This window comes from Microbulbifer mixtoriginis (SeqCode) (genome assembly GCF_052467945.1).
On record NZ_CP174328.1, the window covers coordinates 3,952,501 to 3,978,958 of the forward strand.

The window sequence follows — 26,458 nt, forward strand, 5'->3', positions numbered from 1 at the left end:
TTTTCGGCGCAATCTTAATAACGCTAAATCAATATAAGCTTTTGCCGTTTCCTCCAATGGTCCCCACAAGCCACGTCGATTTACTATTGAAAATCCAATCCCCAGCGCAAAGATACTAAATACAAAGAATAACCTGATAGATACATCTGCTAGGTTTCTTTCCAGTGCTGTCTTGACTATAAAAAGTGCTAAGACAATCCATGTGATAACCTCGGAAACAATCACAAAACGCATACGCCGTTCCTGACGACGTACCCACTTCAATATAGCAGTAGGCACTTTTGTACTAACCCGCTGCTGCTTCCATAAAGTTTCCAGTTCAGACCACTGTTCTTCACTGCTCGCTTTATTCACTACTCACCTCCTGACAAGCAGATGTTCAGCCGTTCTTTTGCTCGATTCAAGCGCACGGCAATATTGCTTTCACTGATACCAAGCACTTCTGAAATTTCCATATAGCTTAACCCCTCTAAACGCAGGGTCAGGGTTTGACGTAAGCCCAGTGGTAGTTTTTTAACCGCAATTAGCAGCCGCTCTGACTTACGCTCTTCTGCCAGGCGCTCATCGGGACCCTCTTGATTGTCTGGCAGCGTCATCAATTCCTCCTCACCCGCATGTTGAGGTTTTCTTCTTGCTATTTCGGTTACACAACGATTGTGAGCAATGCGATAGACAAAGGTTTTTAAGCTGGCATCCCCTCGAAAGGAGGGTAACGCTCGCCATAAACCCAACCATATCTCCTGGAGCAGATCCTCATGTTCTGCAGTAGTGCGCACATAGCTGCGCGCTATTCGGGAGATACCCTCGGCATACTCGCTTATCGCCTGCTGAAATAATTGATCCCGTAAATCCACCGGCTACTCCATTTTTTTGTAATGATTACTGTACCGGCGACGCCAAGAACCTTACAAAAAATTTCGTCTACATCTTCAATCGGTGTCGATATCTTCGTTTGATCCGATAACTCGGATTTACCTCAGGCTTTACATACCGACACAAGCCAAGACAACTACACTTGGTCTGCAGAATTTCTGAGGACACACTTATGAAGGCTCTCTATACGGCAGTCGCCACGGCGACAGGTGGACGTGATGGACAGGCGGCTTCGTCGGATGGCGCCCTAGACGTAAAGCTCAGTATTCCCAAAGAGCTGGGCGGGGATGGCGGAAGTGGTACCAACCCTGAGCAATTATTTGCGGCAGGCTATTCGGCTTGCTTTATCGGTGCAATGAAATTTGTTGCGGACAAGGAAAAGGTCGCTACACCGAACGATACCAGTGTGCGAGCTGAAGTTGGCATAGGACCCAGCGGGAAAGGCTTTGGGCTGGAAGTTGATCTCTATATAGAGCTACCGGGCATGGATCAGGTGGTAGCTGAACGCGTGGCCTTAAAAGCTCACGAGGAAGTTTGCCCCTACTCCAATGCAACCCGCAATAATATTACCGTGAGGCTGCATATTACGGTTTAGAAGCATAAGGCTGCCAACCCCTGGCAGCCTTACAGGCCACTTTACCCTCTTACTCTTGGCGAGTTGAGCGCGCGGCCCCATTGGTTATTTGGAAAACCAACCTTGCTGCAGTGCGCGCACCATGATCTTCAATATCGAAATAGGGATTAAACTCGGCCATATCCGCCAAGCAAACCTTGTTTGAGTCCAAAACGGTATCCAATAGCTCTTCGAGTAATTCCAGCGGGACTCCACGCCCAGAGGGGGCACTGACTGCAGGCATTACTGCTGCTGGTAATACGTCCAGGCATACTGTGAGGTACACAAAGTCCACCTTATTGGTAAAGTCCCGGATCTGCTGTTTTATTTTATCCAGGTTCCAGCTGCTAATTTCTCGATCGCGAATGACTTCTGCACCCAGTTCATCGGCACGATTGTAAAGCGCCGGCGTATTGGCATTATCGGCAGCACCGACACAGAGATAATTGAAAGGGCGGCCATTGATCTGGCACTGTTCCGCAATTTGATAGAAAGGCGTACCCGAGGAGCCCTTGGGTGAGGGGATACGCAAATCCAGATGGGCATCAAAGTTGATAATACCCAGGGTCTTTTCCCGGTGTAGCTCGCGCATCCATCGCGCTATGCCCTGATAACTACCAAACGCGATTTCATGTCCACCCCCCAAAACCAGGGGAAAGTGTCCGTTAGCCAGCAACTCATTGATACGCGCACCAAGCAGTGCCTGTGCGGATTCCAAATCCTCACGGTCCACGCGCACATTGCCGGCATCATAAAGGGGCAAATCAAAAGTGGCGGGCAGATTGGCAGTCGCCAAACGCAGGATTCGCGGCCCTTTCGCAGCGCCAATACGCCCTTTATTGCGGCGTACGCCTTCATCCGAAGCGAAGCCGAGGATAGCGATACCAGGGGGGTTATCCAGCTGCAGCGGCGAAACACGCTGGTGCCAACGCTCCCCGGCGCGACCGTCCTCACTGTCTGTGCGGCCACTCCACAAGCGCATATCAGCCAGCTGTAACATCTTTACCTCCCAGGAAAATCTGTGCGGGTTTCAGCGCGCCAAATTCATAGGCCAGCTGATCTGGGGTATCCATCGGCCATAACACCATATCTGCGCGCAATCCTGGCCGCAGCACTCCACGGGAGCAGCAGAGCCCCAACGCGCGCGCGGCGGCGCGAGTCACCCCGGCTAGCGCCTCCGCTGGGGTAAGGCCAAACAGGTTGCAGCCCATATTCATCATTAACCGCAGTGAACCGATGGGGCAGCTACCGGGATTCAGATCGGTGGACAGGGCCATGCAAACCCCCGCCTCGCGTAGTTTCTCTACCGGCGGCATCTGGGTCTCGCGCAATGTATAAAAAGCTCCAGGGAGCAAAACTGCCACGGTGCCACTTTCAGCCATGGCCAGCACATCCGCATCGCTAATATATTCAATATGATCTACAGAGAGGGCGCTGGCTTTGGTTGCCATCTCAGTGGCGCCAGTTCGTGCCAGCTGCTCGGCATGCACTTTAATGGGCATGTCCAGCTGCTTGGCGGCATCAATCACCCGCTGACACTGCTCTACGGTAAAGCCGATGGTTTCGCAGAACATATCCACCGCATCGGCCAGTTGCTCGCGCGCAACTGCCGGCAATATCTGCTCGCAGATCAAGTCGATATACTCATCGGCACGACCATCATATTCCGGCGGCAGGGCGTGAGCGGCCAAACAGGTGGTAACGATTTCCACCGAGTTGTGCTGCGCCAAGCGGCGAGCGGTGCGCAGTTGCTTCAACTCCGTATCCAGATCCAGGCCATAGCCGGATTTGATCTCGACAGTGGTGGCCCCCTCAGACATCAAGGCGCGAAGGCGCGGCTCCGACAGACGGTACAATTCCTCGGCACTGGCGGCACGAGTGGCCCTCACGGTGGAAATAATGCCACCACCAGAACGAGCTACTTCTTCATAGCTCTCCCCGCCCAGGCGGCGGGCAAATTCTCCGGCGCGGTGACCGCCGTAAACCAGATGGGTATGGCAATCGATCAGGCCCGGGGTCAGCCACTGCCCCTCACCGTCAATCACCTTATCTGGAGCACAGGCCGGTAACTCGCGACGCGGCCCCAGCCAGACAATCTTGCCGCCGGTTACCGCCACTGCGGCATCCTCTACAGCACCGTAACCCCCGGCAATAGAAGGGTCCATGGTGGCGGCGTTCACATTTGTAATCAGTAGGTCACAGCGTTCTGTCATAAGCTTCTAGCGGCGCGCTTTTCCTTCTTTAACCATAGATGCCCAGTGCAATACTGAGCGGGATTTGGGCAGTCAGCATACAGACCATCGCCCCGGCTTGACAGTCATCTTTAAGACAACCATAGTAGCTTCTATTATTTCTTGTATATACAACCATATACAAGCCTTAAAGGCACTGAACCCGAGTATGAATACTGCAAGCGAACCCCGCTACGCGGCGATCAAGCGCCATATCCGGCAAAACATCGAAAACGGCAGCTGGCCGGTGCATTTCCAGGTACCCTCAGAAAATCAACTGGCGCAGGAATTTGGTGTCAGCCGTATGACGGCCAGACGCGCCTTAAGTGAATTGACCGATGAGCGGGTGCTGATGCGCTCCCAGGGGCTCGGTACTTTTGTGGCCGAACCAGTACCGGCTGGCTCCCTGTTAGAAGTGCGCAATATTGCCGATGAAATTTCCGCACGCGGCCACAGCTACAGCAATCGCATTTTGCTGGCACAGCATTGTATGGCTAATGCCGAAGTAGCCCGTGCCCTGGAAGTGCCGGAACAAGCCAAGGTTTTTCACACCATTATTGTGCACTGTGATAACGGCGTTCCCATTCAGTGGGAAGAGCGTTTTACCAATCCGGCCCTGGCTCCCGAATACCTACAACAGGATTTCGCCCACACCACACCCAACGCCTATCTTTCCAGGGTCGCACCATTGACCGAGGCAGATACCACGGTTGAGGCAATCGCAGCAGAAGCTTCTATTGCTTACGCACTGGAGATCGCCACCGGCGATGCCTGCCTACAGGTGTGGCGGCGTACCAAGAGTAGCGCCGGCACTGTGAGCTTTGCCCGTCTGGTGCATCCGGGTAACCGCTACCGCCTGGGGGCACAGCTGAGATTCTAATTTTTGAATTTATCTCGCACGCCCCGGCAACCGTAAACTGCCAGCCACAGGGCGCAAGAATTTTTACCAAATAATTTGAGAGGAATGTATGTCCGCTGATAAACGTCACGATCCCAGCCGCAAAATCCGCGCGCCTCGCGGCAGTGAGCTCAATGCCAAAAGCTGGCTCACCGAAGCTCCCCTGCGCATGTTGATGAACAACCTGGACGCCGAGGTAGCTGAACGCCCGGAGGATCTGGTGGTTTACGGTGGTATCGGCCGCGCCGCGCGGGATTGGGAGTGCTACGACAAAATTGTCGAGGTGCTAAAGCGCCTGGAAGACGATGAAACCCTGCTGGTGCAGTCCGGCAAGCCCGTCGGAGTCTTTAAAACCCACGCCGATGCACCTCGGGTATTAATTGCCAATTCCAACCTGGTACCCCACTGGGCCAACTGGGAGCACTTCAACGAGTTAGATAAAAAAGGCCTGGCCATGTACGGCCAGATGACCGCCGGCTCTTGGATTTATATCGGCTCCCAGGGCATCGTCCAAGGTACCTATGAAACCTTTGCCGCAGTCGCACGCAAACATTTTAAGGGCGAAGCGAAAGGCAAATGGATTCTTACCGGTGGCCTCGGCGGCATGGGTGGCGCTCAGCCATTGGCGGCGACGATGGCCGGTTTCAGCATGATCGCCGTAGAGTGTGACGAAACCCGTATCGATTTCCGTCTGCGCACCGGCTATGTAGACAAAAAAGCCACCAGCCTCGACGAAGCACTGCAAATGATTGAAGCCGCGATGGAAAAAGGCGAAGCCATTTCCGTTGGTCTGCTGGGCAACGCAGCAGATATTTTCCCGGAAATTGTAAAACGCAATATTCTGCCGGATTCTGTTACCGACCAGACTTCCGCACACGATCCTTTAAATGGCTACCTGCCCCAGGGCTGGACCATGGAATACGCCGCAGAAATGCGTAAAAAAGACGAGGCCGCAGTAGTAAAGGCAGCCAAACAGTCTATGGCGGTTCAGGTTGAAGCCATGCTGGAGCTGCAAAAGCGCGGAGCCGCGACCCTCGACTACGGCAACAATATTCGCCAGATGGCTCTCGAGGAAGGTGTAGAAAATGCCTTCGATTTTCCCGGCTTTGTACCCGCTTATATTCGCCCTCTGTTCTGCGAAGGTGTAGGTCCTTTCCGCTGGGCAGCCCTGTCCGGAAACCCGGAAGATATCTACAAGACCGATGCCAAGGTTAAGGAACTGATTCCCGACAATCCACAGCTGCACAACTGGCTCGATATGGCCCGCGAGCGGATTCATTTCCAGGGACTGCCCGCACGTATCTGCTGGGTGGGCCTGAAAGATCGCGCACGCCTGGCACTGGCATTTAACGAGATGGTAGCCAACGGTGAATTGGAAGCACCGGTAGTGATCGGCCGCGACCACCTCGACAGCGGCTCTGTAGCGAGTCCCAACCGCGAAACTGAAGCCATGATGGATGGTTCCGACGCTGTCTCCGACTGGCCGCTGATGAATGCCCTGCTGAACACTGCCTCCGGCGCTACCTGGGTATCCCTGCATCACGGTGGTGGCGTAGGCATGGGCTTCTCCCAGCACTCAGGGGTGGTCATTGTCTGTGACGGTACTGAAGCTGCGCGCAAACGTATCGAACGGGTTCTCTGGAATGATCCCGCCACCGGCGTAATGCGCCACGCCGATGCCGGTTACGAGATCGCAAAAAAATGCGCAAAAGAGCAGGGCCTGGACCTGCCTATGCTGAACGACTGATTTTTTTACCGCAACAAAAATACCGCCGGCGGAAATCTTTTACAGCCCGAATAATTTTTATCGGGCTGCGCCGCCGGCGCCTAACAGAGTGTTGAAAAAGCCAAAAGGCAACTTTTTCAAGCCATCTTTGTGGCACATGTCCCCAAAGATGGGCACTCAAATCAAGCATTTCAGTGCTTGATTTTGCGGCAGGCGCTTTCGCACCGCCCGCGCAGGTTGTTTTTTAACAGCCAGCTAAGCAGTAAATATTTTTTGGTGAATGAATTTATGTATCAATTGGAAATCGATCCCGGTCAATTGAGCCTTGCGCAACTGCGCCGCGTAGCCCGCGAGTCGGTGCAACTGTCCCTGGCGAAAAGTGCCTATCCCGCTATTGAAGCCTCTGCCCACACTGTTGCCCAGGTTATTACCGAGGGGCGCACGGTTTACGGAATTAATACCGGTTTTGGTTTACTGGCCAACACCCGCATTGAAAAGCACGACCTGGAAAACCTGCAGCGCGCTATTGTACTTAGCCATGCCGCCGGTACCGGCAACTTTATGAGTGAAGCCACCGTGCGTCTGCTGATGGTGTTGAAAATCAACTCGCTCGCGCGCGGCTTCTCTGGTGTGCGCCCGCAGGTTATCGAAGCTTTAATGCAACTGGTCAATGCCGGTGTCTACCCCGCTATCCCTGAGAAAGGTTCTGTCGGCGCTTCTGGCGATTTGGCGCCGCTGGCTCATATGAGCGTGGTACTTCTCGGTGAAGGGGAAGTATTTATCAAGGGCGAGCGCAAGAGTGCTCACGAAGGCCTCAAAGCGGCAGGGCTAGAGCCTATTACCCTGGCTCCCAAAGAGGGCCTCGCCCTGCTAAATGGCACCCAGGCTTCTACCGCCTTTGCCCTGCTCGGCCTATTCGCCAGTGAAGACCTATTCGCCGGCGCCCTGGTAACCGGTGCCATTACCCTGGAAGCCGCCAAGGGCTCACGCCGCCCCTTCGATGATCGTATTCACAACGCCCGCGGCCAACAGGCTCAGCACGACGTAGCGGCAATTTATCGGGACCTGCTCGGTGAAACCAGCCAGATCGGTGATTCCCACCAATTCTGCGAAAAGGTGCAGGACCCCTACTCCCTGCGCTGTCAGCCCCAGGTCATGGGTGCCTGTCTGCAACAAATGCGCTTCGCTGCAGAAGTATTGTTGGCCGAGGCAAATGGTGTTTCCGATAACCCGCTGGTATTTACCGACGAGGAAAATCCGAATAACTCCGACATTATTTCCGGTGGTAACTTCCATGCAGAACCGGTAGCGATGGTCGCCGACAACCTGGCGCTGGCATTGGCAGAAATCGGCTCCCTTTCCGAGCGTCGCATGGCGCTGTTGATCGACAGCAACCTATCCGGCCTGCCTCCCTTCCTGGTGGAAAATGGCGGGGTGAACTCCGGCTTTATGATCGCTCAGGTCACCTCAGCAGCGCTTGCCAGTGAGAACAAATCCATGGCGCACCCCGCCTGTGTGGACTCACTGCCCACCTCCGCCAACCAGGAAGACCATGTATCCATGGCCACCTTTGCCGGCCGTCGCCTGAGGGATATGGCCGACAATACCTGTGGCATCCTGGCGGTAGAGCTACTCGCGGCCTGCCAGGGATTGGATTTCCGTGCGCCGTTAAAATCTACGGAAAAACTGGAAGCCGCCAAGGCAAAACTGCGCGCGCGAGTACCCTTCTATGACAAGGACCGCTACTTTGCCCCGGATATTGAAGAGGCGAAGCAATTGCTAAGCAGCGGCGCCTACCTGGAATCCATTGATCCAGCCCTGCTCCCAAGCAGTCATTAATTTCCTTTAATTTCTATAAATTAAATTTTATAGAAGATTTCGTTACTAAATACCGGGGCCTAAATCCCGGTATTTTTTTCTCTGTCTTTGGTCCGCCAGCAACAGCGACTCTAAAGTAGCTGTTTGTCCGCGGTCGCGATTTAAAACAAAAAAATCAGTAAAGAGACAAGTTTTTCTTTATCAGGTACCGCTAGAACAAATTTTTTTCTTTGTGAGGAAATTTGCGCCAAAAGTGCTAGGCTGACAATTAGACGTTTTACCCGCCAAAAGGTGTGGAGGTCTAGATGAAACCGCTGTCGCTTCGGCTGCTCCGCCACTCGGGCTACGCGCTGGCTATTGCCACAGGTTTTGCTCTGTCAGCCTGTAACGGAACAGGTTACCCCTGCGGAGGAGGCTATGACTGCTCAGCTAGCTATTACGGATATAGCCCTTATTACAGCAAGTCATACTACAACCTACGGGGCCGCTATGCCCACTGCCACCCCGATGGAACCTGCCACAACATGCAGCATTGCAACTTTTACTGGGATGGGAATTTTTATCGCCTGAGGCCGCCCGCGGTGGTGAACACAAGTTACCAGGTAATTGATCTGCCGGATCCGCCCTACCAGGCCAGGCCCTACTGAGAAAGAAATTCTGTGTGCGTCCATTTGGCACACATAAAGGGGCTTGGCCCCTGCCGGGCCTCTCCGGGGGGAACTTTCGCTTACCGGAGATTGCACTATGAATAGAGCTGTTAAGACGGCTTTTATTGCCGTCACGGTATGCACGGCCCTAACTTTAGGCGCCTGTGCAACCGATAGTTACTATAACGGTGGCTACTACGGCGGTTACTACAGAGGAGGGGGAGTGGCCTACACCTCTTCCTTTGTTTACCCTTACGCAACCCCGAACTACTATCCCTCCAGTAATATCTATGTCTCTTACCGCACACCGGTTTACCAGTATTACCGGGCAACCCCGCGCTATGGCTATTATTATCGCGGTGCCTACTCCTATTACCGCGCACCAGGTTATCGCGGCAACCCCCGCTACCGGGCCAGGTACTTTTATCGCGGGCTTCCCTACTACAACCGCTTTAACTCCCCCGGTGCTGCACAAATCCGCTATCGTGCCCAGCACCGTTACTATCGCGGCGGCCACCGAGGATATCGCAGCCACCGCAGCTACAGAGTGCGTGGACACCATCGCGTCCGCGGTGGGCATCACCATAGAAGACGCTAGTGTTTAGCTGCTATTAACCCAACCATGAAATAGCTGAAACCCAGTTATTTTATTCTGCCCGCAAAATGCCGGTACAGATCAATAATATTACTGGCATTTTGCGGACTCACCAATTCACAAAACAACGTCAATACAAGTTTTAAATGGGTCCGCTAATAACTTTGAATTAATCATTTAGAAATATTCGATTACTTATTTGCGCGCAAAAAAAATGTAATTAGAAAACCTCTCTTTGATAATTCACATCCGCCCCACAATGGTGACCGGCGAGTTTGCTCACTGGCTACCAATATCTGGCTTATCTTTAGCCATTCAATAGCTGTCGCCAGTTTTTGCAAATTGGCGTTTTTTTCCTCACTCTGACAGCTATTACCACTAATCTGAGTTAAGAAAGCTAATCCTGTAAACCTTGCGAGGTAAGTGCAGTGCAGAAACTCCTGCCGAAACTGCTTGCTGTGACACTGGTAATAGGCATTACCGGCTGCTCCACAACCAAATCACAGGGCACCCCAAAATCTTTATCACTCAACGGAAAAAAATTTCACTGTGTTGAACAGGAACTGGAAACTAAAACTCTAGTGCGCTGCGCACGTTCCGGCTAAAAAACGAACTCATTAAATGCCAGAAAAATACAGATGAAAAAAGTAAGGATCTCGATTTAAAAAATAAAATTGAATTTTCGCCCAAAGCAGAAAAAATGCTTACCCAACTCTTACAACCCGTAGGGTATCGGTCTGGCCACCGGCATCTTGACGATAGCCACGGGAAACCAAGACAAAATCCCCAGATTTTAAAAGACTGCGCTGCTTCAAATGGTCGATTGCCTTGTGGTCACGGGAGGGACCATCCATACCCGCCACCGCCATTAAAACCGGATCGACGCCGCGATAAAGGGCAACCCGGTTACAAACTCTACGGTGCCGACAAAAGGCGTAAATCGGAATGGCTGCGCGAACCCTGGACATCAAAAGGGCTGTGTTGCCCGTTTCTGTCTGGCAGATAATAGCCTTGATATCTCGACAGTGATTGGCAATGGTGATGGCAGCCATGGCGATACAGGCATCCCCGGCAGGGTAATTGCCACGCAAACTATCCGAAGGGCGCTGTGTTGCACGGTGTTTTTCCGCCCCAATAATTACCTCGTCCATATGTCGAACAGTCTCCACCGGGTAGTCCCCGCTGGCGGTTTCCGCCGACAACATTACCGCATCGGTGCCATCCAACACCGCATTGGCGACATCACACACCTCCGCCCTCGTAGGCACAGGGCTGGAGATCATCGATTCCATCATCTGTGTTGCCGTAATTACCGTGCGATTCAGATAGCGAGCAAAACGAATTAAATGTTTTTGCACCCCCATCAATTCCGCATCGCCAATCTCTACTGCCAGATCGCCGCGTGCCACCATGATGACATCGCTCGCCAGAATTAGCTCCTGCAAGTGTTCATCAGAAGAGATCGCCTCGGCCCGTTCAATCTTGGCGACAATCTGGCTGCTACCCCCCGCCTGCTGTAGAAGCTCGCGCGCCCTATGAATATCCCGCGCATCGCGAGGAAAGGACACCGCCAAGTAGTCCAGCTGCAGATCGGCGACAACTTGAATATCGCACAAATCCTTGTCCGTTAATGCGGGCGCGGTGAGGCCACCGCCCCGCTTGTTAATTCCTTTTCGATTGGAGAGCCAGCCCCCATCTAGTACCTCAGTGATAACCGCACTGCCATCAATTTTCTTGATCTGCAGACTGAGTCGCCCATCGTCCAGCAGCAGGGTATCTCCTGGGCGGCAGTCCTCGGCCAGCTCGGCGTAATCCACCGAAACCCCGGCGCTGTTGCCCTGCTCCCTTGGCCAAGTGGGGTCCAGAGTAAACTCGGCACCAGTGCTGAGATGCACACCGCCATCGGTAAACTTGCCCACACGAATTTTCGGCCCCTGAAGATCACCCAATATGGCGATATGACACCCTTGGCGAGCGGCCTCTGCCCGTACCTGCTCGGCGCGGCGGCGGTGCTCGTCGATTTCACCATGAGAAAAGTTCAGGCGCACGATGTTCACCCCGGCGGCGACCAGTTGCCCCAGGGTGTCCCCCTTATCGGTTGAGGGACCCAGTGTTGCGACTATTTTTGTCCGCCGGATCATGCCGCACCTAGCCTCGTTTTACTGCCCGGATAGCACTCGCTTTCACAGGTGAAGCATAGCTTGTCACACCTGTCGTCTCTCAATAGAGGCCAGCGACTAAGCTTTGCATAGAGCGGGTTATAGGCTAAAGCGACAGGCCCGTTCGACATTGTAGGTGCAAGGGTCAGGGAGTAACTCGCCGATGAGCAGGTTGGTGCAACTGTGGCTGCTGGGGGCCCTGCTGGTCATTGGCGGATGCCTGTCGAATAGTGCGGAAGAAGCCCGAGTTGTGCAGAGTGCGGGAACTGCAAGTTCGGTCTGCAATAAGAAGTGGCAGCTGGTACGCCTGCGTATTAACGGCGCTGCAGTGCCGATCCAGAAGCCTGCAGATTTTACTTTCGTGTGTAATCTCGATGGCAATGTGATGGGGCGCAGCGGTATTAATACCTACCGTGGCGAGTTGCAGATAACTGAAAACGGCCTGATGCTGTGGGACAGTTCCAGCTTCGCCTCGACCAAGATGAGCGGCCCGGAGATCCTACTGCAGCAGGAAAATGTCTACCTGCGCGCCCTGGCCGGTACTCGCCAGGCATTTACCAAGTCCCGCGGCAAGCGTTTGATCCTTCGCGACGCCTCTGGCGATATTTATATTGAATATGTCAGGGCAGGATCTTGAACACCACCACAGACCACTGATAGCTTTTACGATTAAATGTCGCAAAAACAATGAGAACGACATCATGCCGCGATCTCACTTACGCTTGCAGCTTGTGGTCCCAGCCGTATTGAGCCTGCTTTTTTCCGGGTGTATGTCCTTCAGGGAGCCCGCTCCCCAGCTCCCCAAACAGCCGGCGTGGTCTGCCTGTGGGCACGACTGGATACTCTCAAACCTCCGAGATGGCGAGAACACCTACGAGTACACGTTACTGTGGAAAAAGTTCTGGCGCGAGCGCCCATTCTTTACCTGTGATCGCTTCGGCTACGTACGGGGCAACGGGGGCATCAATCCCTATCTGGGGCGCTTTTCTCTCGAGAGCAGCGGCGAACTTTCCTGGCCCAGGTCGCCGATTATCTCCAGAGTGGGAAACCGCCGCCCCAGTGATGAACTAGAGGCCGATTACCTGAAAGCCCTGCGCAAAACCCGTTTTCTCGAAGTGGTGGGTGACAAGCTGATCTTGAGCAGTAATGACAAATCCACACGGCTCGAATTTAACCGGGTCGATGACATTATGCGTTGAGTTCCCGATACCAATGCCTGTAGCGCAGCCATAAAAAAGGCGACCCATAGGATCGCCAATATTACAATCAAGAAGAATCAAAAAGATGAGTCAGATGCGCAATCGCATTGGAAAGCCTCGGCCCGCATCATAGTTCTCACAGATGACAGAAAAATGACATAACGGACCTCAAAAGCGCCGCTGATGCCTCTCCAGATTCTCCTGACGCTTGCGCTCGCTTTTGCGCAGCAAAAGGTAAGTAGCGCCCATACCACCATGTTGTTTTTGCGCGCTGTGGAATGCCAACACCTCATCCAATTGCGGCAGCCAATGATAGATACAGCTTTTCAAAAGTGCGGGCTGCTTGCGGCCCTCGCCCTTGCCGTGGGTAATAAGCGCACAGCGCACATCCGCCTCGACACAATCACGCACAAACTCCACAACGGCGCTGCGCGCCATTTCCACCGAGTGGCGGTGTAGGTCGAGACGTGCATCCACCGTATACTTGCCCAGGCGCAGATTGCGATACACACCGTTCTGCACCCCATCACGCTTGAATTCAATAGGGTCCCAGGGCGCCACAAACTCAATATACTCACCGGAAAGGGGGTTCATTTCGCGCTCGGTCAAACGCGTCGCAGCAGCACGGCGCTCGCGCAAGATACGCTCGGATGCCTCGCTCTCCTTGCGCAGGGTGACGCGGCGCTCCTGCACCAGCGGTTTCACGTCTCCCAGCTCACCGAGAGCGTCTTTGAATAGCTTGCTGTCGCCGCTCATGAAATACCCCCGCCAGCGTCAGTCCAAAAATAAATCCTTAGTCAGGTCCCCCGCATTATCGGGGTTGTGGGCATAGTCGGTAAAATCTTTTACCCCGCGTTCCACCAGAAGTTCCTCGTCGATCAGTTGACACCCACTCAAGGCGGCTTCCTTGGTGATCAGTACTTCGTAGGCGGCATCGGCCATAATCGCCGGCCTGCGGCTCTGTTCGAACATCTCGCGGCTACCCACGGCAAACTCAATGGCGGCGGTAGCCACCAGAGTGCGCGGCCACAGAGTATTAACGGCAACCCCCGCCTCGCGCAACTCCTCCGCCAATCCCAGGCTGAGGATAGTCATGCCAAACTTAGACAGTGCGTAGGGCGCAAAAGGCCCCAGCCACTTGGGCTGTAGGTTGAGCGGTGGACACAGGCTGAGGATATGGGCGCTATCCGATTTCTTCAGGTAGGGAATTGCCAGGTGCGCCGTCAGATACACTGCACGGCTGTTGATGTCTTGCATCAGATCGTAACGCTTGGGCGGGGTGGACTCGACATTGCTCAGGTTGATCGCACCGGCGTTATTGATCACTGCATCGATACCACCAAACTTGTCGGCTGCCTGCGCCATCGCTTCCTGCACCCGCTGCTCATCGCGCACATCCACCTGCAGGGCCAAGGCCTTACCGCCAGCGCTCTCCACCTCCTGCGCTACTGAGAAGATGGTGCCGGGTAGCTTCGGGTGTGGCTCTGCGGACTTGGCGGCGATCACAATATTTGTGCCATCCGCCGCGCACTTGAGCGCTATAGCACGGCCAATACCGCGGCTAGCGCCAGTGATAAAGATGGTCTTGTCCTTAAGCGCCCCTGTATTTTCTGTCAGGGTTACAAACTCTTCACTCATTTTTTTCAGCCTCCGGGGCAGTCACTGCCGGACTGTAAATTTCCTTGAAGATCGCCGGCATGCGCTTCGGTCTACCACTGGAAAGTTCGATGCATACCAACCGCCACTGGGCCCGCAATACCAATGCTCCATCGGCGGCGCGAAAGACTTGAAAGTGGCGGGTCATATTCAGGCGCCCATCCACCTCGGTGAGCCAGGTGCCGAATACCAGTTCATCCGCCTCTTTCGCCGCCAGTATATAGTCATACTGCCCATGACGAATGGCCATTCCCCGGTCGAGGTCCTGGTAATTTATGACATCCAGACCCAATGCGGCACTATGGGCCCAGGCGGTAGCCTCGCACCAACGCACATACTCGGCATTATTGGCATGGTGTAATCCATCCACATGCTCAGCACTTACCCTGACTCTGTGGATAAAGGGATTGGGTAAATCCCATTGCATAGGCAGCCCCCGCTGGATCTCACAAATAATTGGTATTTATTTCTACTAATCCCACTAAGTGGACAAATAGCAGATATAAAAAAAGGCCCCTGATGGGACCTTTTTTGCAAGCTGACCGGATTATGCGTCCGCGTTAGCCTGTGCGCCTTCCGCTTGTTGCTGCGCCTGATTCAGGGCTTGGGCAAACAGGGCGTCGAAGTTGACCGGCGGCAGCATCAGAGCCGGGAAAGAACCCTTAACAACCGCGTTGTCGATCACTTCGCGAGCGTATGGGAACAGGATCTGTGGGCAGGCAGTATTCAGGGCCTGAGCCAGCTGCTGACCTTCCAGTCCCTTGATACCGAACAGACCAGCCTGCTTCACTTCCACCAGGAAAGCGGTGTCTTCTTCCAGCTTCACGGTGATAGTGAGCGTCAGTGCTACTTCGTACAGGTCTTCTTCAACCTTGGCGGTCTTGGTGTTCAGCTCCTGATTTACCTGGGGCTTCCACTGTTTCTTGAAAACCTCAACGCCCATGGGAGTCTCGAAGGAGAGATCCTTCAGGTAGATGCGCTGCATCGCGAATTGTACTTGTGGAGCCTCTGCGTTTGCCGCGCCGTTTAATTCTTCAGCCATGTTACTGCCTGTTTTTATAAAAAGTTTATTGATGCCTTCCGTGAGAAAGACTCCCTGTATGAGCCTTCAGATTGGGGCCTGCAAATACCGTTTCAAGGCCCGGACCGGATTAATAGCAAATATAAAGAGTCGCGTGAGGCACGCGGCGTCAACCTTTATCAGCCAGCTGACTTAAGCAAGCCGTTAAGCTTACCGCTGCGCTCAAGGGCCATCAGATCATCGCAACCGCCCACATGGAAGTCGCCGACCCAAATCTGCGGCACCGACCGGCGCCCAGCCTTGGCTGCCATCTGTGCGCGCAGCTCAGGTTTATTGTCCACCGCAATCTCGCGATAGTTCACACCCTTGCTGTCGAGCAGCTGCTTGGCGCGAATACAGTAGGGACAAAAACGGGTGGTGTAGATGACTACATCCTGCATAATAAAACTCCGCCTAAAGCCATCTATAAAACTACTGAGCTAGCCCTTGCCTTTGACCAGGGGCAGATTCTGATTAGTCCACTCGCTCATACCGCCCTGTAGGCGACGTACCTGGAAGCCCTTCTGCTTAAGCAGGCGGCCCGCAGGACCTGCGTGCTGACCCATTTTATCGGCGACAATCACCACCTTATCTTTAAAGGGTTCCAGTTCGGCGAACCGCTCGGCCACTTCCCCGTGGGGGATATGCAGTGCATCGACAATATGCCCGGCGGTAAACTCGCTGCGATCGCGCACATCCAACACCTTGGCCCCATCACTATTGATCAGCCGGGTCACTTCGTGCAGGGAAACCGGTACGCCCGCCTTGTAACGCTCGCTCAGAACCAGCGCATAGAGCAGTGCCACGAGCAGGCCGACCAGCAGCCATTGCTCACTTAAAAAAACGAAAAAATCCACTCCGCCCCCAAAATCCATCGTGGTTATCGTTACGGCGCAGCTGCGCCAAAGCTGGCGGGAGTATACACGATTGTGGCGAATTTCTAACCAGCAAAATCATACTCCAACGGCATGGATATAGACTCAAATGGACTCACCCAACACTATTCGACGTAGTTAAACGATGGCCGAACGGGTTAAAATCCGCGTCCGCAATCCAAACCACCCGATAGAGGAAATCCGTCGCTATGGCCGCTTCGCAAGCCCCGCACAAACGCCCCTTGGTCCTGCTGATTCTGGACGGCTTCGGCCACAGCGACAATGCCGAGTACAACGCCATTCGCGCCGCGAAGTCTCCAGTGTGGGACAACATCTGGGCGACGCGCCCCAAGACCCTGATCCAGACCTCCGGTATGGCGGTGGGGCTGCCCGAAGGGCAGATGGGTAACTCCGAGGTGGGACACATGACCCTGGGAGCCGGCCGTGTGGTTTACCAAAATTTCACCCGTATCAATAAGGCCATTCAGGACGGCGACTTCTTCCGCAATACCGCCTACACCGCTGCGGTAGATAAGGCCATCGCCAACAACGGCGCGGTACATATTATGGGACTGCTGTCCGAGGGCGGCGTACACAGTCACGAGGACCATATTGTCGCGATGGTGACCCTGGCGGCCCAGCGCGGAGCCCGCGCCATTTACGTACACGCTTTCCTGGATGGCCGGGACACGCCACCGCGCAGCGCCGAGCCCTCCATCGCGCGCCTGATGCAGGTGTGCGACACCGTCGGCAATGCCCATATGGCCACTTTGGCAGGCCGCTACTTTGCTATGGATCGCGATCAGCGCTGGGAGCGCACCGAATCTGTCTACGACATGCTCACCCTGGGTACCGCAGAGCACAAAGCCACTGACGCCCTGGCAGGATTAGCTGCCGCCTATGAGCGCGGTGAAAATGATGAATTCGTTGCGCCGACAGTGATCGGCGAGCCCGCACCCATCAAAGATGGCGATGCTCTGATCTTTATGAACTTCCGCCCAGATCGCGCACGCCAACTGACCCGCGCCTTTACCGAAGCGGACTTCAGCGGCTTCGAGCGCAAGGCCCAGCCCAAGCTGACAGACTTTGTCATGACCACTGAATACGCCGCAGACATCCACGCCAGCTGCGCCTTCCCACCGGAAAACCTGGTGAATTCCCTCGGTGAATATCTGTCTGCCCAGGGCAAGACCCAGCTGCGCATTGCCGAAACCGAAAAATACGCCCACGTGACTTTCTTTTTCAGCGGCGGCCGCGAAGCGCCCTACAACGGCGAAACCCGCGAGCTGATCAAGTCTCCGGACGTAGCCACCTACGACCTGCAGCCGGAAATGAACGCGCCGGAAGTAACCGACAAGCTGGTCGCGGCGATTAAGAGCGGCGAGTACGACGCCATTATCTGCAACTATGCCAACGGCGATATGGTCGGCCACACCGGTGTTTTTGAAGCGGCGGTAAAAGCGGTAGAAGCCCTGGACCAATGTGTTGAGCGTGTCGTGGATGCAGCCCTGAGCGCCGGTGGCGAAGTGCTGATCACCGCCGACCACGGCAATGTGGAAGAGATGTTCGACACTAACTCCGGCCAGGTCAGTACCCAGCACTCCACCCTGCCTGTGCCTTTTGTATACATCGGCGAACGCAATGTGCAAATGTGTGACGGAGGCAGTCTGGCGGATGTGGCGCCAACCATGTTAGCGTTGATGGATCTGCCACAGCCGGCGGAAATGACCGGCCACAGTTTGGTAAAAATGGACTGATGAAAACTCTCGTACTCTTCCTGATTGCCCTGCTGTCACTGCCCGCCTGGAACCAGGCGGAAGCGGACCAGCAGGCACGCCTCGCGGAAATCAAGCAGCGCATCGACTCCCTGCAACAGGAGCTCAACCAGGTGCGCGGCCAGCGCGACCAGTTGCTCAAGGATCTGGAAGAGAACGAGAAAGATATCTCCGGGCTGTACCAGCGCATAGACCAGATCAAGCGGGATATGCGCAGCCGCACGGACAAGCTGCGCGAACTGCAGCGAGAGCAGAAACAGCTGCAAGAAGCGCGACGAAGTATGCAGCGGCGGGTCGAGCAGGAGATCGCCGCCGCTTACCGACTGGGCCGACAAGAACAGATCAAGCTCCTTCTCAACCAACAAAATCCACAGAATATCGCCCGCCAACTTCGCTACCACGATTACTTCCTCCAAGAACGCAGCCGCGTTATCGACAACTACCTGCAAACCCTCGCCTCGCTGGAAACGGTTTCCGCCTCGATCGAGCGCGAGCGCAATAGCCTGCAGGCGGAACGGACACATCTGCAGGAGCGCCAGGACAAATTGCGCAGCGCGCAACAAACACGCAAGCGCACCCTGGAAAAACTCGCAGCGCGGCTCGCCAATGGCGGAGGTGAACTCAAGCAATTGCAAGGGGACCGGAAACGCCTACAGACCCTGATTGATGAAGTCGGGCGCGCGATCGCCACCCTGGTAAATCCGGACCAGCACAAACCCTTCGCAAAGCAGCGGGGTAAATTACAGTGGCCGGTCAAGGGCCGCCGCGCCAATGCTTATGGACAGCGCCGCGCCAATGGAATCAGCTGGAAGGGAGTGATTATTCGCGCCGCCGGGGGGGAGCCCGTGCAGGCAATCCACCGCGGGCGCGTCGTCTTTTCCGATTACCTGCGCGGCCACGGCATGCTGGTGATTGTCGATCATGGCGATGGCTATATGAGCCTCTATGCACACAACCAATCCCTCAGCCGCAATGTCGGTGAGTGGGTGGAGAGCGGTGACACTATCGCTCGGGTAGGCAACAGTGGCGGCCTCACCCACAGTGGGCTTTATTTTGAAATACGCCATCGCGGCCAGGCCCGCGATCCCACCGGCTGGTGCCGTGGCTGACACTTTGCCGCTCTCTTCTGCGACGATACGCCCATTTTTTCCCCTGACGCCGGACTAGTGCACCAGTGCAAAAGGGAGTTGTAAGGCAGTTGGGCTTTTCACGACTAAGCCTGTGGCACAGTAGAATTTGGCGGCGCATTAGAATCCCTGCCAATCTCTGCGGTCTACACTTTCGCAAAGCAGCGAAGAAATAAGGCAGAGGTCACAACAATATGTTCATCTCCAAGGCGCTCACCACATTTCTCGGAGCCGCCGCCCTCACAGCCCTGCCGTTAATGGGTCTCAGCGAAGGTGGCCAACAACCCAATCTCGCCACCGAGAACAGCGGGCGCCTCCCCCTCGAAGACCTGCGCAGCTTCGCCAAGGTGTTCGAACAGATCCGTCAGGGCTACGTGGAAGAAGTGGATGATCGCACCCTATTGGAGTACGCCATCAAAGGTATGCTGCAAGGACTCGATCCCCACTCCTCCTACCTGGACCGCCGCTCTTTCGACGATCTACAGGCCAACACCACCGGCGAATTTGCCGGCCTGGGGATTGAGGTGGGTATTGAAGATGACCATATCACTGTGATCACCCCCATGGATGACACTCCCGCCTCGCGCGCGGGTCTCAGAGCCGGTGATGTGATACTGCGCCTGTCCGGCAAATCCATGAAGGGGGTCGGCCTCGATGAGGCGGTGGAATGGATGCGCGGCCCCAAAGGTAGCAGCGTCACCCTGACTATCGCCCGCAAGGGCCGCAAACAGCCCTTCGACGTCACCCTCAAGCGGGACACCGTGCGCGTGCGCAGTGTGCGCAGCAAGGTGCTCGATGAAGGCTACGGCTATCTGCGCATCAGCCAGTTTCAGTTGGATACCGGCGCCGATGTGGCGGAAGAGCTGATCAAACTTCAAAAGAAAGGGGCGCTCAAAGGCCTGATTATCGATCTGCGCAACAACCCCGGCGGCGTGCTGCAGTCTTCGGTGGAAGTGGCCGACGCCTTCCTTGAGGAAGGGCTGGTGGTCTACACCGAAGGCCGCAATGAGGCCGCCAACCTGAGTTACTCCGCCGAACCCGGCGACCTCACCGAAGGCGCCCCGCTGGTAGTGCTGATCAATGCCGGCTCCGCCTCGGCGGCAGAAATTGTCGCCGGAGCCCTGCAGGACCATCGCCGCGCCGTGGTGATGGGCACCGACAGCTTCGGCAAGGGCTCGGTACAGACCGTGATACCTATCAATAGCGAACGCGCCATCAAACTCACCACCGCGCTCTACTACACCCCTAATGGCCGCTCCATCCAGGCCCAGGGCATCACGCCAGATATTGTTGTGGAAAGGGCCAAGATCACCCGTTTGAAAGATATGCAGCGCCCCACCGAGGCGGACCTGGCCGGCCATTTGAACAATGGCAACGGCGGGGCTGATCGCACCTCGGAAGACCGCGCGCGGGAACGGGAAGAGGGAGAGCGCGACAACTGGATGGATCGCGACAACCAGATCTTCGAAGCACTCAATGTACTTAAAGGGCTGAATCTCTACGCTCACAGGGACCGGGGTCTGCGCGAACGCTTTGCCCGCGCAGATAAACAGTAGTAACTGGCGCGCGGCGGGCTCAAGCCCGCCGCCAGCGCATCCGTCCCAGCAGTGACATCCAGCCTTCGTCAGCCCACAGGCTAAACTCGCATCTCTATTCCCGCTTCCTGCATAAACGCCTTGGCTTCGGCGATGCTGTATTCTCCAAAGTGGAAGATACTGGCCGCCAGCACCGCATCGGCGCCACCCTGCAGAACACCTTCGGCCAGGTGCTGGAGATTGCCGACGCCACCGGAGGCAATGACCGGCACTGGCACCGCCTCGCTGACCGCGCGGGTCAGGGCCAAATCAAAACCGTTCTTGGTGCCATCTCGGTCCATACTGGTGAGCAGTATTTCCCCAGCACCCAGCTCCGCCATCTGCCGAGCCCAGGCCACAGCGTCTATGCCGGTGGGCTTGCGCCCGCCATGGGTGAATATATCCCAGCGGTTCTCTCCCACCTGTTTGGCGTCTATCGCCACTACGATGCACTGGCTGCCGAATCGTTCAGCAGCCTCGCGTACAAACTCAGGGTTTTTTACCGCTGCAGAGTTGATCGCGGTCTTATCCGCGCCAGCATTTAACAGGTTGCGGATATCCTGTAAGGAGCGTACCCCGCCGCCCACGGTGAGTGGAATAAATACCTCATTGGCCATCTTTTCCACGGTGTGCAGAATGGTATCGCGCTGTTCGTGGGTCGCCGTGATATCTAAAAAGGTAATTTCATCGGCACCCGCCTCGTTGTAGCGGTGAGCAATTTCTACCGGATCACCAGCATCGCGGATATCGACAAAATTCACACCTTTAACTACACGTCCGGCATCAACATCGAGGCAGGGGATAATTCGCTGTGCTAACGCCATTATGTATTCCGCTGATCACAAAGTTGTTGCGCTTCGCGCAGATCCAACTTCCCTTCGTAAATTGCCCGCCCTGTAATTGCCCCGTAAATTTTTCCGGTATCTAGCAATCTCTCGATATCTTCGATGCTGCTGACACCACCGGAAGCAATTATCGGCAGGTGAGTCGCTTGGGTCACTTCCAAAGTGGCCTCTAAATTGACCCCCTGCATCATGCCATCGCGGGCAATATCCGTATAGATAATTGAGCTCACCCCACAGTCAGCAAAGCGTTTAGCCAATTCCGTGGCTCTTAGCTCAGACACTTCTGCCCAACCCTCAGTAGCTACCAGCCCATCTTTTGCATCCAGCCCCACAATAACGTGTCCCTCAAATTCTTTGCAGGCCTGCTGTACCAACTCAGGAGACTTCACTGCAGCGGTACCAATAATTACCCAGTTAACTCCAGCCTCCAGATATTTCTCAATCGTGTGCAGGTCACGAATCCCTCCTCCAATCTGGACCGGCAAGTCAGGGAAGTGCTTAGCAATTCCAGTGATGATTTCATCATTCACCGGCTTGCCGGCAAAGGCACCATTAAGATCCACCAGATGCAAACGTTTGATTCCCTGTTGAACCCACTCCTCAACCTGGGCCAATGGGTCCTCGGAGAATACGGTGACATCATCCATTTCCCCCTGGCGTAGACGCACACACTTGCCATCTTTCATATCAATAGCGGGTATTACAATCATGCTTCTCTGTTTCCGTCAGCAGTTAACTCAATATTTCAAGATAGATAGTGGCAACTCAGGCCCGGCCATTCCAGTTGACAAAATTCTTCAACAATCTCAAGCCAGTATCCGCGCTCTTCTCCGGATGAAACTGGGTAACAAAGACATTTCCTCTACCCATTGCGGCAGCTAATGGGAGGCCATATTGAGTCTTACCCGCTATCTCATCATTGTTTGTTGCCGGAACATAATAGCTGTGTACAAAATAAAAACGGCTGCCATTTTCAATACCTTCCCAAAGAGGGTGTTCGCGAACTTGCTGCACCTTATTCCAACCCATATGCGGTACTTTCAATCGTTCGCTACCCTTCACCGTTAAAAGGTCGCTGGCAAAAAATTTAACCGGCTGCGGGAAGATATCCAGGCAATCGATACCGTTATTCTCCTCGCTGTGGCGCATCATGATTTGCATACCCACGCAGATACCCAATACCGGTGTACCCGCCGCGATAGCGTCTTTGAGCAACGGCGCAAAGCCCGCGTCAACAAATCCCGCCATACAGTCACGAATGGCGCCCACCCCCGGTACCAACAAACGCTCCGCCCCCTGGGCCTGCTGCGGGGTTTGCGCCAGTACCACTTCGGCTTCCGGCGCCACCTTATTCAGAGCACTGGCAACCGAGTGCAGGTTGCCCATGCCGTAATCGAGGACCGCAATCTTGCCCATCACAACACCCCCTTGGTAGAGGGCATGGTGCCAGCCATGCGCGGGTCCAGGGTGAGCGCCATGCGCAGGGCGCGGCCGAAGGCCTTGAATACCGTCTCTACCTGATGGTGGGCGTTGTGGCCGCGCAGGCAATCGATATGTACTGTTACCAATGCGTGGTTGACGAAGCCCTGGAAGAACTCATAGAACAACTCGGTATCAAAATTACCGATTCGCTTTTGGGTAAAAGGCACATCCATCACCAGACCGGGGCGGCCGGAAAAATCGATCACCACGCGGGAGAGAGCTTCATCCAGGGGGACATAACTGTGGCCGTAACGGGTCATCCCCTTCTTGTCCCCCAGAGCCTGAGTAATGGCCTTGCCGAGGGTAATACCGATATCTTCCACCGTATGGTGGTCGTCGATATGGGTATCCCCATCACAATGAATATCCATGTCGATCATGCCATGACGGGCAATTTGATCGAGCATATGCTCGAGAAAAGGAACGCCGGTAGCAAACTGGCCGTGCCCCTGGCCGTCCAGATTGACGCTGACTTGAATCTTGGTTTCCAGTGTGTCGCGGGTGACGCTAGCCTTGCGCATCGAAAGCGTTCCTTTTATGAGCAATAAGACAGAGGGCGCAGATTATAAGATGAATGATGCCCTCTGTGGTTCGCTAGTGTCAGATGAAACTTGATTCGTAACCGTAAGTACCTATCATGCGCGGTATGGTTACCTTAAAGCGCCGAAAATCCCATTACTGGGCCAGCCTGTTCCTGCTACTTGCATTAGTAGCAGCTCAGCCGCTGTGGGCGGAGCACTTCCATCTTGGTAACAGCCAAGTGGAACTGTGTGACCTGTGCTGCATGCATTCACCCGCAGCACTCGGCAGCGAGCCACTGCTCGTTCAGGCTGAGCCCCAAAGTCACTGCAACCGGCCCTCTGCGCTAGCAGCGCGCGATCGCCAGCCGGAGCGCCAGAGCGCACGCGCCCCTCCCCTGTCCCTGTCTCTCAGCTAACCCTAAAAAAACCAACAATTTATTTTTGTGGATGCCCGCGCCTGTGCGCGTACGGCAGCATCCGCCTGTGACAGGACATAAAAAAACAAATGATCAAGTTCAATACTCTGGCCCTGGCTATTGCCAGCCTGGCTGCGCCCACTATTTACGCCGCTGAATACAACTCGCCCTTGGAAGAGGTCAACGTTACCGTATCGCCGCTGGATAAACCCGCAGATGCTGTGGCAGCACCAGTTTCTATTCTCTCCGGCGACGCACTGCGCAAATCAGCAGCCGCAACCCTGGGCCAGACTTTGCAAGACCAGCCCGGCGTCGCCAATGCCTCCTTCGGCAGCGGCGTGGGCCTGCCGGTTATCCGCGGCCAAAGCGCCAACCGGGTCAAAATACTCAGTGACAACCTGGATGTGTCTGACGCCTCCAATACCAGCGCCGATCATGCCGCCAGCATCGAACCCCTACTGGCCGAGCGCATTGAAATACTGCGCGGCCCCGCCGCCCTGCGTTACGGCAGCGGCGCCGTGGGCGGTGTGGTGAATATTACCGACGGACGTATTCCCACCGCCGTGCCCGAGAAAGTGGAAGGCGCGGTAGAGCTGCGCCACAACAGCGCCGACAATCAGGATGCCTCGGTATTTCGCTTCACCGGTGGCGCCGGGCAGCTGGCTTGGTATGTGGACGGTGTCTACCGGGAAAATGACAATACCGAAATCCCAGGTCTCGCGATCGTTGAGCACGATGAACATGAAGAACACCATGATCATGAAGAGCACGCTGGCGAAGAAGGCGAACACGAAGAGGCCTTCAACACCGATGGCTTCGTGGGCAACACCAATGCCCGCGCCCACAGCTATAGCGGTGGCGTTTCCTGGATCACCGACAGCGGCTTTATCGGTTTCTCCGTAAACCGACTGGAAAACAATTACGGTATCCCCCTGGGCACCCATGAGCATCACCATGACGATGAGGACCATGCGGGTGAAGACCACGATGATCACGACCATGATGAACACGAGGAGCACGCCGAGGCCGGTGAGATCGATGCGGTACGTATCGACCTGGTGCAAACCCGCTATGACCTGAAAGGTGAGCACCGCTTCGACGGCGATTACTGGGACAAACTGAGCCTGCGCATCGGCTACAACGATTATGAGCATGTGGAACTGGATGCCGGCAATCCGGGCACCCGCTTCACCAACGAGGCCTGGGAGAGCCGGGTTGAAATAACCCACGATGCCGGCAACGGCTGGCGCGGGGCCTACGGCCTGCAATTGACCGACAAAGACTTTGCCGCAGTGGGTGGCCACGCCTTTATTCAGCCCTCACGCACCCGCAGCGCTGGCTTTTTCACCATGAAAGAGCGCGAGTGGGGTAACTGGCACCTAGATCTGGGCGCCCGCCTGGAGCGAGTGGATATAGATCCAGAAACCGCCAGCGACCGCGATTACAACCTGATCGGCGCCAGCGCGACGCTGCAGTACTTCCTCGCCGAGCACCAGCATATCAGCTTCGGCGCTACCCACTCCGAGCGCGCCCCCGTGGCCGAGGAGCTGTTTGCCGACGGAGCGCACCTGGCGGAATCCCGCTACCTCTTGGGCAACAACCAGCTGGATAAAGAGAACGGCGTTAACCTGGAACTGGGTTATCACCACCACAACGAAGCCGCCAACGGCTGGCACGCTGCGCGTATTGAGGCCAGTGTGTTCTACAACCAGATCGGTGACTATATCTACGCGCAAAACACCGGCGGTGAGGAAGAGGAATTACCGGTCTATGCCTATGCCAACCGCGATGCAACTTTCTACGGTGCCGAGGCCTCGGTGACCTTCCCCTTACAGGGAGGCCACTATGTCACCTTGTTTGGCGATATGGTGCGCGCCAGCTTCGATGATGCCATCGCCGGCGAAAGCTCCGATGTACCACGTATGCCGCCGCTGCGTATGGGCCTGGCCCTGGGGGCCGAGTACGATCAGTGGGGCTGGGAGTGGCGCACCGTACAGGCGGCGGACCAGGACCGCGCCGGTGCCTATGAGGAGCCCACCGATGGCTACACTCGCATGGATCTGAGCGCCGAGTACAACCTCAATATCGGCGGCAGCGACGCGGTGCTCTTCGCCAGCGCCCGCAACCTGCTCGACGAAGAAATCCGCAATTCCACCTCTCTGCTGCGCGACTATGCCCCGGCACCAGGCCGCAGTATCGAAGCCGGCGTGCGGTTTATTTTCTAAGCCACAACTGCTTCAATGGCCCCGCGGCGCACCCAGCTCCGCGGGGCTGCATCTCCTACACTTCCCGGATAGGCTCTCGGTGAACACCTGTGGGAACATCAACCCCCACCGCGGCGTCTGAAGTATTACTACACGCTCGACGT

Annotated in this window: 29 protein-coding genes (1 of these 29 cut by a window edge); 14 read left to right on the plus strand and 15 right to left on the minus strand. The window is 55.4% G+C overall.

The annotated features are described in order from the left end of the window. Nucleotides 1–354, minus strand: partial view of a hypothetical protein gene (locus ACJJIJ_RS17070; RefSeq protein ID WP_444937975.1) — the 5' portion only. Its footprint begins 240 nt before the window's first position; the window shows 354 of its 594 coding nt (coding positions 1–354); its start codon is at nt 352–354; the stop codon falls past the left edge of the window. Next, entirely contained in the window at nt 354–854 is a 501-nt protein-coding gene (locus tag ACJJIJ_RS17075) for an RNA polymerase sigma factor (RefSeq protein ID WP_444937976.1), read from the minus strand. The genes ACJJIJ_RS17070 and ACJJIJ_RS17075 overlap by 1 nt, the downstream gene beginning before the upstream one ends. Before the next feature lie 191 nt (nt 855–1,045). On the opposite strand from ACJJIJ_RS17075, the gene ACJJIJ_RS17080 reads away from it, so the two are divergent. Next, nucleotides 1,046–1,468 (plus strand): organic hydroperoxide resistance protein, encoded by a 423-nt coding sequence (locus tag ACJJIJ_RS17080; RefSeq protein ID WP_444887504.1) that lies wholly within the window; start codon nt 1,046–1,048, stop codon nt 1,466–1,468. Nucleotides 1,469–1,517: 49 nt separating this feature from the next. Here the strand turns inward: ACJJIJ_RS17080 and hutG are convergent, their stop codons facing one another. Both hutG and hutI read right to left on the minus strand, forming a co-directional pair. Further along, a complete protein-coding gene (gene hutG / locus ACJJIJ_RS17085) occupies nt 1,518–2,486 on the minus strand; it encodes a formimidoylglutamase (protein WP_444937977.1) in 969 nt (322 codons plus the stop codon). Then, nucleotides 2,470–3,699, minus strand: coding sequence for an imidazolonepropionase (gene hutI / locus ACJJIJ_RS17090; RefSeq protein ID WP_444937978.1), 1,230 nt, complete (start codon nt 3,697–3,699; stop codon nt 2,470–2,472). The genes hutG and hutI overlap by 17 nt, the downstream gene beginning before the upstream one ends. A 187-nt stretch (nt 3,700–3,886) precedes the next feature. On the opposite strand from hutI, the gene hutC reads away from it, so the two are divergent. The 6 genes from hutC to ACJJIJ_RS17120 all read left to right on the plus strand — a co-directional run bounded on the left by hutC (nt 3,887) and on the right by ACJJIJ_RS17120 (nt 10,006). Next, complete coding sequence (gene hutC, locus ACJJIJ_RS17095) at nt 3,887–4,597, plus strand: histidine utilization transcriptional repressor HutC (protein ID WP_444937979.1); 711 nt, start codon at nt 3,887–3,889, stop codon at nt 4,595–4,597. Nucleotides 4,598–4,685: 88 nt separating this feature from the next. Continuing rightward, nucleotides 4,686–6,362 carry a urocanate hydratase gene (gene hutU / locus ACJJIJ_RS17100; protein WP_444883116.1) on the plus strand — a complete coding sequence of 559 codons (1,677 nt, stop codon included), beginning with the start codon at nt 4,686–4,688 and terminating at the stop codon, nt 6,360–6,362. A gap of 267 nt (nt 6,363–6,629) precedes the next feature. Then, nucleotides 6,630–8,180: a histidine ammonia-lyase gene (hutH, locus tag ACJJIJ_RS17105; RefSeq protein WP_444937980.1), complete on the plus strand. Its 1,551-nt coding sequence runs from the start codon at nt 6,630–6,632 to the stop codon at nt 8,178–8,180. 284 nt (nt 8,181–8,464) lie between these two features. Then, nucleotides 8,465–8,806, plus strand: a complete 342-nt coding sequence (locus ACJJIJ_RS17110; protein ID WP_252083753.1) for a hypothetical protein — start codon at nt 8,465–8,467, stop codon at nt 8,804–8,806. 97 nt (nt 8,807–8,903) lie between these two features. Further along, nucleotides 8,904–9,404 carry a hypothetical protein gene (locus ACJJIJ_RS17115; protein ID WP_444889101.1) on the plus strand — a complete coding sequence of 167 codons (501 nt, stop codon included), beginning with the start codon at nt 8,904–8,906 and terminating at the stop codon, nt 9,402–9,404. Nucleotides 9,405–9,829: 425 nt separating this feature from the next. Beyond that, on the plus strand, nt 9,830–10,006 hold the full coding sequence (locus ACJJIJ_RS17120; protein WP_444937981.1) for a hypothetical protein: 177 nt from the start codon (nt 9,830–9,832) through the stop codon (nt 10,004–10,006). 99 nt (nt 10,007–10,105) lie between these two features. Here the strand turns inward: ACJJIJ_RS17120 and pyk are convergent, their stop codons facing one another. Next, nucleotides 10,106–11,542, minus strand: coding sequence for a pyruvate kinase (pyk, locus tag ACJJIJ_RS17125; RefSeq protein WP_444937982.1), 1,437 nt, complete (start codon nt 11,540–11,542; stop codon nt 10,106–10,108). Nucleotides 11,543–11,723: 181 nt separating this feature from the next. On the opposite strand from pyk, the gene ACJJIJ_RS17130 reads away from it, so the two are divergent. Both ACJJIJ_RS17130 and ACJJIJ_RS17135 read left to right on the plus strand, forming a co-directional pair. Further along, entirely contained in the window at nt 11,724–12,197 is a 474-nt protein-coding gene (locus tag ACJJIJ_RS17130) for an META domain-containing protein (protein WP_444937983.1), read from the plus strand. A 64-nt stretch (nt 12,198–12,261) separates the two neighbouring features. Then, nucleotides 12,262–12,759: an META domain-containing protein gene (locus ACJJIJ_RS17135; RefSeq protein WP_444937984.1), complete on the plus strand. Its 498-nt coding sequence runs from the start codon at nt 12,262–12,264 to the stop codon at nt 12,757–12,759. 168 nt (nt 12,760–12,927) lie between these two features. Here ACJJIJ_RS17135 and smrA read toward each other — a convergent pair whose 3' ends face one another. From smrA to ACJJIJ_RS17165, 6 genes are all read right to left on the minus strand, one after another. Beyond that, entirely contained in the window at nt 12,928–13,515 is a 588-nt protein-coding gene (gene smrA, locus ACJJIJ_RS17140) for a DNA endonuclease SmrA (RefSeq protein ID WP_444937985.1), read from the minus strand. Nucleotides 13,516–13,533: 18 nt separating this feature from the next. Then, on the minus strand, nt 13,534–14,397 hold the full coding sequence (locus ACJJIJ_RS17145) for an SDR family oxidoreductase (RefSeq protein ID WP_444937986.1): 864 nt from the start codon (nt 14,395–14,397) through the stop codon (nt 13,534–13,536). Then, complete coding sequence (locus tag ACJJIJ_RS17150; protein WP_444883122.1) at nt 14,390–14,842, minus strand: acyl-CoA thioesterase; 453 nt, start codon at nt 14,840–14,842, stop codon at nt 14,390–14,392. The genes ACJJIJ_RS17145 and ACJJIJ_RS17150 overlap by 8 nt, the downstream gene beginning before the upstream one ends. 120 nt (nt 14,843–14,962) lie before the next feature. Continuing rightward, entirely contained in the window at nt 14,963–15,457 is a 495-nt protein-coding gene (gene secB, locus ACJJIJ_RS17155) for a protein-export chaperone SecB (protein WP_444883123.1), read from the minus strand. 158 nt (nt 15,458–15,615) lie between these two features. Further along, nucleotides 15,616–15,876 carry a glutaredoxin 3 gene (gene grxC, locus ACJJIJ_RS17160; protein WP_444887513.1) on the minus strand — a complete coding sequence of 87 codons (261 nt, stop codon included), beginning with the start codon at nt 15,874–15,876 and terminating at the stop codon, nt 15,616–15,618. Nucleotides 15,877–15,915: 39 nt separating this feature from the next. Further along, a complete protein-coding gene (locus ACJJIJ_RS17165; protein WP_252083767.1) occupies nt 15,916–16,332 on the minus strand; it encodes a rhodanese-like domain-containing protein in 417 nt (138 codons plus the stop codon). 227 nt (nt 16,333–16,559) lie between these two features. On the opposite strand from ACJJIJ_RS17165, the gene gpmI reads away from it, so the two are divergent. The 3 genes from gpmI to ACJJIJ_RS17180 all read left to right on the plus strand — a co-directional run bounded on the left by gpmI (nt 16,560) and on the right by ACJJIJ_RS17180 (nt 20,808). Further along, nucleotides 16,560–18,107 carry a 2,3-bisphosphoglycerate-independent phosphoglycerate mutase gene (gpmI, locus tag ACJJIJ_RS17170; protein WP_444937987.1) on the plus strand — a complete coding sequence of 516 codons (1,548 nt, stop codon included), beginning with the start codon at nt 16,560–16,562 and terminating at the stop codon, nt 18,105–18,107. Beyond that, nucleotides 18,107–19,234, plus strand: coding sequence for a murein hydrolase activator EnvC family protein (locus ACJJIJ_RS17175; protein WP_444937988.1), 1,128 nt, complete (start codon nt 18,107–18,109; stop codon nt 19,232–19,234). The genes gpmI and ACJJIJ_RS17175 overlap by 1 nt, the downstream gene beginning before the upstream one ends. A 212-nt stretch (nt 19,235–19,446) precedes the next feature. Continuing rightward, nucleotides 19,447–20,808 (plus strand): S41 family peptidase, encoded by a 1,362-nt coding sequence (locus ACJJIJ_RS17180; protein WP_444883128.1) that lies wholly within the window; start codon nt 19,447–19,449, stop codon nt 20,806–20,808. Nucleotides 20,809–20,888: 80 nt separating this feature from the next. Here ACJJIJ_RS17180 and hisF read toward each other — a convergent pair whose 3' ends face one another. From hisF to hisB, 4 genes are read right to left on the minus strand one after another with little or no spacing between them, the layout of a single operon-like run. After that, complete coding sequence (gene hisF / locus ACJJIJ_RS17185; protein WP_444937989.1) at nt 20,889–21,650, minus strand: imidazole glycerol phosphate synthase subunit HisF; 762 nt, start codon at nt 21,648–21,650, stop codon at nt 20,889–20,891. Beyond that, a complete protein-coding gene (hisA, locus tag ACJJIJ_RS17190; RefSeq protein ID WP_444937990.1) occupies nt 21,650–22,381 on the minus strand; it encodes a 1-(5-phosphoribosyl)-5-[(5-phosphoribosylamino)methylideneamino]imidazole-4-carboxamide isomerase in 732 nt (243 codons plus the stop codon). The genes hisF and hisA overlap by 1 nt, the downstream gene beginning before the upstream one ends. A 55-nt stretch (nt 22,382–22,436) precedes the next feature. Beyond that, nucleotides 22,437–23,087, minus strand: coding sequence for an imidazole glycerol phosphate synthase subunit HisH (gene hisH / locus ACJJIJ_RS17195; RefSeq protein WP_444937991.1), 651 nt, complete (start codon nt 23,085–23,087; stop codon nt 22,437–22,439). Then, nucleotides 23,087–23,674 (minus strand): imidazoleglycerol-phosphate dehydratase HisB, encoded by a 588-nt coding sequence (hisB, locus tag ACJJIJ_RS17200; protein WP_444889094.1) that lies wholly within the window; start codon nt 23,672–23,674, stop codon nt 23,087–23,089. The genes hisH and hisB overlap by 1 nt, the downstream gene beginning before the upstream one ends. Nucleotides 23,675–23,790: 116 nt before the next feature. On the opposite strand from hisB, the gene ACJJIJ_RS17205 reads away from it, so the two are divergent. Then, nucleotides 23,791–24,090: a hypothetical protein gene (locus tag ACJJIJ_RS17205; RefSeq protein WP_252083774.1), complete on the plus strand. Its 300-nt coding sequence runs from the start codon at nt 23,791–23,793 to the stop codon at nt 24,088–24,090. A gap of 89 nt (nt 24,091–24,179) precedes the next feature. Continuing rightward, nucleotides 24,180–26,315 (plus strand): TonB-dependent receptor, encoded by a 2,136-nt coding sequence (locus ACJJIJ_RS17210; protein ID WP_444937992.1) that lies wholly within the window; start codon nt 24,180–24,182, stop codon nt 26,313–26,315. Nucleotides 26,316–26,458 lie beyond the last annotated feature (143 nt).